The 11,062-nt window shown below is 45.9% G+C and carries 7 protein-coding genes and 1 pseudogene; all 8 read right to left on the bottom strand.

What is annotated here, in order from left to right; all coding sequences use genetic code 11:
• Positions 1 to 3: 3 nt before the first annotated feature.
• The 8 genes and pseudogenes from gltB to AC0L6V_RS15850 all read right to left on the bottom strand — a co-directional run bounded on the left by gltB (position 4) and on the right by AC0L6V_RS15850 (position 10,999).
• Positions 4 to 4,456 (bottom strand): annotated as a pseudogene (gene gltB, locus AC0L6V_RS15815) (glutamate synthase large subunit).
• 445 nt (positions 4,457 to 4,901) lie between these two features.
• On the bottom strand, positions 4,902 to 6,446 hold the full coding sequence (locus AC0L6V_RS15820) for an SPOR domain-containing protein (protein ID WP_265218113.1): 1,545 nt from the start codon (positions 6,444 to 6,446) through the stop codon (positions 4,902 to 4,904).
• Positions 6,447 to 6,478: 32 nt separating this feature from the next.
• Complete coding sequence (aroB, locus tag AC0L6V_RS15825; protein ID WP_265218114.1) at positions 6,479 to 7,585, bottom strand: 3-dehydroquinate synthase; 1,107 nt, start codon at positions 7,583 to 7,585, stop codon at positions 6,479 to 6,481.
• Positions 7,585 to 8,133 (bottom strand): shikimate kinase, encoded by a 549-nt coding sequence (locus tag AC0L6V_RS15830; RefSeq protein WP_111609004.1) that lies wholly within the window; start codon positions 8,131 to 8,133, stop codon positions 7,585 to 7,587. The genes aroB and AC0L6V_RS15830 overlap by 1 nt, the downstream gene beginning before the upstream one ends.
• A gap of 42 nt (positions 8,134 to 8,175) precedes the next feature.
• The gene (locus AC0L6V_RS15835) at positions 8,176 to 9,351 is read right to left on the bottom strand and encodes a type IV pilus secretin PilQ (RefSeq protein ID WP_265218115.1); all 1,176 of its coding nucleotides are present in this window, start codon (positions 9,349 to 9,351) and stop codon (positions 8,176 to 8,178) included.
• Entirely contained in the window at positions 9,344 to 10,054 is a 711-nt protein-coding gene (locus tag AC0L6V_RS15840) for a hypothetical protein (RefSeq protein WP_265218116.1), read from the bottom strand. The genes AC0L6V_RS15835 and AC0L6V_RS15840 overlap by 8 nt, the downstream gene beginning before the upstream one ends.
• Positions 10,026 to 10,385: a hypothetical protein gene (locus tag AC0L6V_RS15845; RefSeq protein ID WP_265218117.1), complete on the bottom strand. Its 360-nt coding sequence runs from the start codon at positions 10,383 to 10,385 to the stop codon at positions 10,026 to 10,028. Before AC0L6V_RS15845 ends, AC0L6V_RS15840 begins: the two co-directional genes overlap by 29 nt.
• Positions 10,386 to 10,462: 77 nt before the next feature.
• On the bottom strand, positions 10,463 to 10,999 hold the full coding sequence (locus AC0L6V_RS15850; protein ID WP_418138419.1) for a hypothetical protein: 537 nt from the start codon (positions 10,997 to 10,999) through the stop codon (positions 10,463 to 10,465).
• Between the last annotated feature and the right edge of the window lie 63 nt (positions 11,000 to 11,062).

Raw genomic sequence — 11,062 nt, forward strand, 5'->3', positions numbered from 1 at the left:
GTTTTATTCCGGACGTTGACGAGTGTTTGCCAACAGCGCACCTAAGCTGGCGGCTTTTGGTTTGACTAGCCAGAACTTACCAATGTAGTCATAGAAGTTTTCTAAGATCTCATGGCCCCATTCGCTGTCAGTTTCTCGGACGTATTCTTCGATCACAGAACGAAGGTGTGAACGATACTCTTCCGTCAATTCCGTACCAATGCGGTGAATTTCCACCAATTCGTGATTGTATTTATCTACGAAGGTACGATCTAAATCGAGTACATAAGCGAAACCGCCTGTCATACCCGCACCAAAGTTATAACCTGTATTGCCAAGAACCGTTACCATACCGCCAGTCATGTATTCACAGCAGTGATCGCCTGCGCCTTCAATGACAGTATAAGCACCGGAGTTACGCACAGCGAAACGCTCACCCGCCGTACCCGCGGCAAACAATTTACCGCCCGTCGCGCCATACAAACAAGTGTTACCAATAATGGCGGAATGTTGCGATTTGAAAATCGAGCCTTTCGGAGAACGAATCACCAACTTGCCGCCCGTCATACCTTTACCCACGTAATCGTTAGCATCACCTTCTAGGTACATATGCAAACCACCCGCGTTCCATACCCCAAAACTTTGACCGGCTGTGCCTTTCAATTTCAAGGTAATAGGCGTATCAGACATACCTTGGTTGCCATAACGTTTCGCAATCTCACCAGACAAACGAGCGCCAATAGAACGGTCACAGTTAGTAACATCAAAAGAGAACTCACCGCCTTCTTTTTCTTCAACGACGTCTTTCACCGTATCCCACATTTTTAACGCCAATAGGCCTTTGTCGTGTGGTGGGTTAAAAGGCGTCACACAATATTGCGCTTTGTCCGCTGGAATCGCATCGTTTTTCAAAATAGGTGATAAGTCTAAATTGCGTTGCTTATCTGTTTCGCCAGGTAGGATGGTTAACAGATCAGTGCGGCCAATCAAGTCTTGCAGACTTGCCACACCCAGCTTCGCCAACCATAAGCGTGTATCTTCAGCCATAAAGCGGAAGAAGTTTTTAATCATCTCGACCGTGCCGATAAAATGATCATCACGCAAACCTTGGTCCTGTGTTGCCACACCCGTCGCACAGTTGTTCAAGTGACAGATACGCAGGAATTTACAGCCCATCGCCACCATTGGCGTGGTACCAAAACCAAAGCTTTCTGCACCCAAAATGGCGGCTTTAACGACGTCTAGACCCGTTTTCAAACCACCGTCTGTTTGCAGGCGAATTTTGCCACGTAGGTCGTTAGAACGAAGCGCTTGTTGCGCTTCTGCTAAACCTAGTTCCCATGGTGAAGCCCGCATGACGAATAGAGGTAATGGGCGATGCCGCCGTACCACCGTCGTAACCAGAAATGGTGATCAAATCCGCGTAAGCTTTCGCGACACCAGCGGCAATCGTACCCACACCCGGTTCAGAAACCAATTTCACAGAGATTAGCGCATCTGGATTCACTTGTTTCAAGTCGAAAATCAGCTGAGCCAAATCCTCGATAGAATAAATATCGTGATGTGGCGGTGGTGAAATCAAGGTCACACCCGGTACGGCATAACGTAGACGAGCAATTAAGCCGTTCACTTTTCCGCCTGGTAACTGACCACCTTCACCTGGTTTCGCCCCTTGTGCCACTTTAATTTGTAGCACTTCTGCGTTGACCAAATATTCTGGTGTTACACCAAAACGACCTGAGGCGATTTGCTTGATCTTAGAGCGACGCTCTGTACCGTGACGAGCTGGATCTTCACCACCCTCACCAGAGTTAGAACGACAGCCCAATTCATTCATTGCTTGCGCTAGGGCTTCATGGGCTTCTGGTGACAAAGCACCTAAAGACATACCCGCGGAATCGAAGCGAGGTAAAATCTCTTCGATGGACTCAACGCTGTCTAATGGAATCGCCTTTGCTTTATCCGATAACGTAAACAAATCACGTAACATAGAGGCAGGACGATTATTCACCAGCTCAGTGTACTTAGTGAAATCCTCGAAACGACCACTACCCACCGCCGTTTGCAAGTTACGCACCACATCAGGGTTAAAGGCATGGTATTCCGCATCATGTACGTATTTTAAATAACCACCTTGCTGAATCGGTTTGCGCAATTTCCAAGCGTTATTGGCAATCGTTTGTTGATCTTGTTGGAAATCTTCAAAGCGAGCGCCTTTAATCCGGCTGGCAACGCCTTTGAAACAAAGATCGACCACTTTCGTGTCCAAACCAACAGCTTCAAACAACTGCGCGCCACGGTAAGAGGCAATGGTAGAAATCCCCATTTTAGAGATAATCTTCATCAAACCTTTGTTAATGCCTTTACGGTATTTCACGTGGCAAGCAATTGGGTCACCCAAGACTTCGCCTTTATCAATCATGTCGTTAATCAAACGATAAGAAAGATACGGATAAACCGCTGTCGCACCAAAGCCCAACAACACGGCAAATTGATGAGGGTCACGAGCAAAGCCTGTGTCGGCAATAATGTTAGAATCGCAGCGTAGACCTTGCTTAGACAAATAATGATGCACCGCACCAACGGCCATAGGCGAAGGAATAGGTAGATGGCCTTTCACGATCTCACGGTCGGTCAATACCACAATCACAGCGCCATTACGGACCACGTCTGCCGCCTTCAATTGCAAGTCTTTAATCGCTTGCTCAAGAGACACTTCTTCTGGATTGTAATTGGTGTTTAAACGAACCAAACGGAAACGGTGGTCATCTAATGCCAACAAACGGCTGTATTTACGAGCCGATAAGATAGGCGAAGACAAGATAATACGGTTTGCGTGTTTTGGTGTTTCTTCAAACAGGTTACGCTCTACACCAATACACGTTTCTAGCGACATCACCACAGATTCACGCAGCGGATCGATAGGTGGGTTCGTCACTTGGGCAAACTTCTGACGGAAGTAATCTGTCACTGGACGCGTCTGACTGGACATCACCGCCATTGGCGTGTCATCACCCATAGAGCCAACGGCTTCATGACCGCTTTCTGCTAATGGACGGAAAATTTGCTCACGCTCTTCATAAGATACTTGGAACATTTTCTGATACGTCAGCATTTCTTCTTTGGTAAAAGGAACGAACTCAAGAGACGATTCTTCCAACAAAGATTCGATACGAATGGCTTCCTGCTTCAACCATTTTTTATATGGGTGCATAGACTTAAGACGATTGTCGATGTCATCCGTGTGCAATACTTTGCCATTTTGTGTATCGATCACCAGCATTTGGCCAGGACCTACACGGCCTTTCGACACAACATCTTCTGATTTGTAGCCATATGTGCCCACTTCAGAAGCCAGTGTAATAAAGCCGTTTTTCGTCACTACCCAACGAGCAGGACGCAGACCATTACGGTCAAGCATACAAATAGCGTGACGACCATCGGTCATTACTAAGCCCGCTGGGCCGTCCCACGGATCCATGTGCATAGAGTTGTACTGATAAAAAGCACGCAACTCTGGATCCATGTTTTCTACGTTCTGCCACGCCGGTGGAATGATCAAACGTGCCGCACGGAAAATATCTACGCCACCAGTCACCAAGACTTCCAACATGTTATCCATGGAAGACGAGTCAGAACCGGTTAAGTTCACAATCGGTTGAAGATCTTGTAATTCAGGGATCAGCGGCGTGCGTAGCTTGCTGCTACGAGCCAAAGCCCAATTACGGTTACCTTCAATAGTATTGATCTCACCGTTGTGCGCCAACATACGGAAAGGTTGCGCCAATGGCCACTTAGGTAAGGTATTAGTAGAGAAACGTTGGTGGAAAACACAAATCGCGGTTTGCATTTTTTCGTTGCCCAAATCTTTATAAAAGAAAGGCAAATCCACTGGCATCATCAAGCCTTTGTACGCCAACACTTTGTCGGACAAAGAACAGATGTAGAAGTTTTCGTATTGCGCTAAAGCAATCTCAGTTTGACGACGAGCCACAAACAAACGGGTTGCGAAGGTACGAGCATCCATACGGTTGCTATCAACAAATACTTGCTCGATACGCGGCAAGCAATCCATCGCGATAACACCAAGACAAGACGCATCGATCGGCACTTCACGCCAACCGACGACGTTCAAACCTTCATCGGTAAGCTTCTTCGTTAACGTTTCACGTTGCTCACTCGCAAGCGCCTCATCTTGGTCAAGAAACACCATGCCGATACCGTAAAGATCCGACAAGGTGTGATTGAATAAAGCCTGTGCTTCACCACGTAAAAATAGATCAGGCTTTTGGATAAGAAGACCACAACCATCACCCGTTTTGCCATCGGCAGCAATGCCGCCACGGTGTGTCATACATGTCAAAGACTCAATAGCGGTCTTGAGCAATTCGTGGCTAGTATTGCCTTCCATATGCGCAATTAAGCCAAAGCCACAGTTGTCTTTGAACTCGCCAGGACGATAAAGGCCTGCATTCATACACCAACTCCCACAGTTAAAACGTAAAAATAATTATTAGATAAATTCGACGATCAGATGGCTGGGTTAAAAATCGCAAGTATAAACTCACTCACGTCGAGAATGACTATCATCTACCCAAAATACCACCCAAATGGACGATCATACTACCCTGACACCGAGCACTACTCAAACGAGCACAAGCCTGCTTTATGTTATTTTGGCGTTTTTTATAGGGTGTTTAGCGGCAAATAATGCGGACTTAGAGAATTATCTATGGCTGGAGTTTTTCCAAACAGAAAATTCCACTGTTCATTGATGTTTTTCAGAGAATTACAGTGATTTTTACTAAATTAAGGGGGTTACTATACAAAAGCCTCACAAAAAGGAGGATTGATGAGGTTTTCTGTCCTGTCATCAGAAGAAAATGCGGAATTCTCAATAAAAAAAACGCAAATCGCTAATACTACTTGGCTTTCTTAATATCCTCTTGAATTCCTCGGGCACTGCGCGCCCAAGGATTAAGGTCACGAATATCTTTCGGAAGAGACTCTGCAACCGCTATGGCTTCGCTGCGATTGCGGTAAGAGCCATACACCACAACATACCAATCCTTACCATTGTGCCTTGACTTAAAGTACCCAAAAGCATCGACACCTCCTTGATCGCGGATAAAATCCTGTACAGTGCCTTTATTATGCGTTCCTAGTAGCTGTAACGTATAACGACTGGGGCTTTGCGATAACCACCATTCGGTTTTATCAAAACGGTCTGGCGTGGGCTTGACACTCGCTGTCTCTGTTTTAGGTGCCGTTTGCACGGGTACAGCCTGAACAGGTGCCGCCGCCGCTGTGACCAGAGGAGCTTCGCCACGAATTGGTGCCGTAGGTAATGCGGGCACTAACATAGAAGGTGAATTCGTTGATACCTCATTCGACATGCTAATAGGAGGCAATGAAGTGTCTTCAGGGATAGGCGGAAGAATAACATCGCCTTCTTGGCCAATTTTGCGCTGCATAGCGTCAATACGAGCAATAGTCTCAGCAGATGATTGCCCTTGCCGCGGACTCAAAGGAATGACGTTACTCGTTCTGTCTGCCGTTGCACTGGGTGTCGATGACTTATCAGAAAACAACACCGCAACAAGAATACCCAGCATCACAACGGACAGCAATGCCATGTGGGCCAATGGGAATCCCATCGCAAGGTTAAATTTCATTCCCGATTTAATGGCTTTATTGCCATTGCCCATCATCGCTTGCGCTATCTGATTGATACGACCAGGATAGCCGCCAGACTCTTGATGAATCTGCTTAATCTGCTTGTCGTTAAAGGGCAGATTGATTCCGCCGCCAACCGCACGAACACGATGTAATAAATAAGAGCGCGTTTGCTCTAAAGAATAAGGTGCCAGAGTAAAGGAATGGCTCAACTGTTCATAACGAGACCGCTGAAAAGCATCTAAGTTACGCGACAGAGGATACTCACTAAACAGCACAACATGAGGAACCGTCTGATTTTCCGTTGCCAATGACATCATATCAAGCAACATACTCACCGCGTCGGTATTAAGTTCTTGAGCATTATCAATTAACACTAATGCCGCTTGGCCTTTTACATCCAAATCATGGGAAAACTTTAACAGAGGCCCGAATGTTGTTTCGTTCGGGGGTTGCGTAAAATGACCAGCAAAGCCCGAATATATGGCCTGCAATAGCTGCCCCGCGGTCATGAGCATGGAGGCTTTCACGTGACTAATGATAGTGGTGTCATCTTGATGTCGGGCAAATTCCATCAAGAAGCGACTTTTGCCGCTACCTTGCGGTCCTTGAACCACAGACAACAAGCTACTGTAGCGACTCAAATGCTCAAGTAAGGCCAATTGCTGATTGCCTTCTTCGGAAGCAAAATAGACAGACGCATCTTTCGAGCCAAAGGGATCCCTCAGCGTGGCTTTTGGCGGCTGATTAAGCGCATCCTCTAGATCAAACTGAAAGTCTGGCTTAGACATAATCGTCCTTCAACAATAAATACCCAACAAGATTAAGCAAGATTCGCTTGTTTACTTGCTTCAAGTGCATCCAAAAGACAAGCATTGAAATCTTCCATGGGAAAGTCAGATGTAACGATCGCTTCCCCTAATGCACTCAGCAATACCAAACGTAGGCTACCATCCAATACTTTCTTATCCAATGACATGCGTGCAATGAAACACTCAAGTGTCATACTCATAGGCGGCAATACAGGTAAATTTGCCGCTTGGAAAAGTGCCACAGAACGACTCACGTCCTGTTCGGTTAAGTTACCCATGCGCCAAGAAAGATCGATGGCTAACATGCTTCCAGCTGCAACCGCTTCTCCGTGCAACCAATTGCCATAGCCCATTTCCGTTTCTATTGCATGACCGAACGTGTGACCTAGGTTTAAGATAGCACGAATTCCACCTTCTCTCTCGTCTTGCGCCACAACGGTGGCCTTCGCTAAACAGGAACGATAAATAGCATCGCTAATTTTATCGTTGTCCAATGCCATCAACTGAGACATTTCTTGTTCCAACCAATCAAAAAATGGCCTATCACAAATCAAACCATATTTAATGACTTCGGCCATGCCCGCTGACAACTCGCGCTGAGGCAGGCTTGATAAGGTTTCTGTATCAATAATCACGGCTTGAGGCTGATAAAACGCCCCTATCATATTTTTACCTAAGGGATGATTTACACCGGTTTTCCCGCCGACGGAAGAATCCACTTGCGATAATAAAGTCGTTGGCACTTGAATAAAAGGCACACCACGTTGATACGTTGCGGCGGCAAACCCCGCCATGTCCCCAACAACACCACCACCTAGGGCGATAATCGTTGTCGTACGATTATGCTTTGCCTCTAACAAGGCCGACATAATCAGGCCATAAGTTTCCAACGTTTTATAAGCTTCGCCATCGGGCAAAACACACGTATCCACTTTATAGTTCGCTGATAACATAGAAACCATATCATCTAAATACAAAGGGGCAATGGTTTCATTGGTCACTATCATGACTTGTTTACCATGAATAGCATCATCAAAAAGCGACTTTTGCTGGCGAATCCCTCTACCAATAAAAATAGGGTAACTACGATCGCCAAGATCAACGTTTAACGTACGCATCAGGATACTGTAATCTCCATCTTCAGATGACGCCGAATCGCATCCAACACCTTGTTGGCGACAGATCTAGGGTGGCGTGCATCAGTTTCAATAATCAGATTCGCTACCTCACGATATAGAGGATCGCGCACTTCAAATAGTTTTTTTAATGTCGCTTTCGGATCACCGGTTTGCAAAAGCGGGCGGTGAGTGCTTTTAGACGTTCGGTAAAGCTGTTGTGCAACGGATGCATAGAGATACACCACCAAAGCGTTTTCGCGAAGAATCTCTCGATTTTCTTCGCGCATCACGATACCGCCACCGGTTGCCAACACACAATCACCTGTATCCGACTCGGCTATAGAAGCCAATGCTTGGGTTTCACGCTTACGAAAGCCGTCTTCCCCCTCACGCTCAAAGATCCAAGGAATGTCTGCACCAGCATTGTCTTCTATGACCTTATCTAAGTCATAAAACTCTTTGCCCATCGATTGGGAAATCAAACGACCTATGGTCGTTTTTCCTGCGCCCATCGGGCCTACTAAAATAATATTGGGGGCTTTTATCATTGTATTCAATTACGTCGGAATTAAGCAGATTTAGACTGCGGCCTAGTTAACTGACATTTGTAGCAGCTTTGGTGTAATAAATACAAGTAATTCAACCTTTTCTTGCTGTTCTGAACGCCTTTTAAACAACTCACCCAATAATGGAATATCACTAAAGAAAGGCACTCGACTTTCAGATTCAAAACTTTCTTCCCGAAAAATCCCTCCCAGAACAAGCGTCTCCTGATTTTTCACCACCACTTGTGTTTTTAGTCGATTGGTTTTTAGACTGGGAACACCGTTAACTAAATCGCCTACCGAGTCTTGGTGAATATTAAGGGATAACAAGATGTGCTCACCTTCTTTGACGAAGGGCGTCACCTCTAACATGAGTGCCGCTTGACGAAACTCTATACTGACTTTGTCGTCACTCACTGCCTGATAAGGCACCTCTGTTCCTGATTCAATCCTAGCAGGCTGCCCCTCTGAGGTCACAATCTTTGGTTTTGATACGACATTTGCCAAGCCTTCGCTTTCCATCATGTCTAAGGTAAATGCCAATAACCCAGAGCCTCCCATGCTTGAAAAGTCTAGATTTGTCGTTGGCACTAACGCGCCTAAATCAATTGCACCGCCTAATGAAGATCGGACACCATCTGACAACTTAGCTTGCCAGTTCACACCAAACTGTGATTGCGCTGTACGACTGACTTGTGCGATTTGAGCACTGATTTCAATTTGCCGCAACGGCGCATCCAACCATGCCAGTGTTTCTTCTATTCCCTCAGGCGCATCACAAGAATGGGTAATAATGGAATTGGTTCTATCATCTACAACTAAAGATAACGCTGGATATAAGACCTGTAAGTGCTGACCAACGATGTCGGCTTTGGCGTGTTTTATCACCCAATACTCTTTCTGGCAAACCACGCTAGAATGATTCGTATCAATGGATGATGACTCATTAGGCATCAGAATAGCCACTCGCCCTTGCCATTGCAGTTTTAAATTTGGCTGTTGAGCAATCGACTCCATCACATCTTTCCAACTTGCATCTTTAATCGAGAGTGTTAACAGGTCATCAATCTCAGGGCTAATCACCACACTTTCATTCATTTGCGATGCCAGCCAAGGCAATACTTCTTGCAGTGGGCGCGATTCAAAATACACATCCATTGCCAAGGCAGAGTGTGATACGCAAAGTAAACCGAGAAGGAAGCGAGACAACCCCTTATTCATATTGATCTCTCTCCTCTCGAACCTGCAGTCGTTGTATCGATCCATCCCTGGCCACCAGAGTAATTTGATCGAAAGATACTGCATTCACTGTCATACCAGCTTCAGGCAACCAACTTCCCCGCGTTATCCAATAACGATGGTTTTTATAGTTCAGCATGGCTGACGCTGCCGCACCTACTCGCATCGTCGATACCAGTCGCCAATCATCTTTGTTGAAGCGCCTTGTGCGTAATTGAGTCGGCAACCAATTGTGATATTCTCGATTCTGCTTAGGAACACCAAGACCAAACCGCAACCGACCTTGCCAATTACCCAGCTGTGTTCTTTGCCAAGACACAGTGTGCAAAACCAAAGGCAGCTGCGTCTCAACTTGCTCCAACACGCTTTGCCATGCAATCAACGACGCGGTTCCCTCAATAAGCCATTGCGTGGGCCTATCAATTTCTGTTGCCACCACGCGTTGTTGAACCCAAGAAGTATCAGGAAAATGTATTTGTCGCAGATAATTAGCCTGCTTTTGCCATTGTCGCCATTCATTCTCGGCTTGATTATTGAGTCTTGTGTGATGACTCACGTCGTCATGCAAATTCGACAAAAGGGGATACCAAACCGCCATTTGCAACAATATGAATAACAGAACAATGGAACGAGTGATTTCGAAAGAAAAGAAAGCGCTACTTTTCAAATACGCTAATAGAGACATCTACCACGTCCTTATGTGCTCTTACCAAAGACGAATCAGATTGCTGCTGCGCAACCTCCCAAAACCAATCGGGGTATTGTTGCTGCCAACGAGAGAGCAACACGTCTAAATCTTGCTCTAACAATGTCATTTCAAAAGACATCCCCTCTGACTCACTATTTACCCTCTCAAGACGAACGGAATCGGGTAGAGCCTGAATTAGGGCCAATACAGATTCCGTCATCCCTCCCACTTCTTGCTCTGAAGACCAGGCGGATTGAGCCGCTAATGTCTGCTGACGAGCTAGGATCATCTGTGCAGATTCATCTTGTAAATAAAATGAATACAGCACCGCCGCACAATGCAGTAAAACGCTTATTCCACCTAACACAACCCAAAGGCGGCGAGCCTCGTTGCTGCTTTACTTTATTAGGCTGATAAGGCAATAGTGCGTGCTGCGAACAATGAGTCCCAGGAGCGATCATGAGACGGTATCCCCAACCACTGACTTTGCGACATTAATAAACAAGATTTCGCAGTAGACTGAAAAGGTAAACAAAGTTGCTCTGCCCACTCCGCTGCACAGGCAAATACACGCAATTGGCGATCTCCAACGGACTCTTCTAAGCACTGGTAATTAAACACTAAGGTTTCTGGTGGCAGAAAGCTTGTCTCAACAGCGTGACTCAACGCCGCTAAAGGCAATAACGACGAAGGAACAGAATGTTCCAGAGAGCATTGAGAGATCGAAAGCCAGTCATCAGGAATCAAAACAACAATACGAGAGCAAGTAGGAATACTATCAAATGATAAGGCTTGTTGAATCAATACCAGATGCGAAGAGTCTATCGTCACGCAATCCTCTAAAGCGCGGGATGTCAACCATTTAGCAGACTCACTGGGGGTATGGAAAGTGCAATTTTCGGCCGAATATATGGCCACAGAATAGGCAGACATGAGCGTCATCATTCATCCTTGAAATAATCAGCAACAGGGCGTAATTTTTATTTGGCATCCTGACCAAATTTT

This window comes from Marinomonas sp. G8-14 (genome assembly GCF_055808935.1).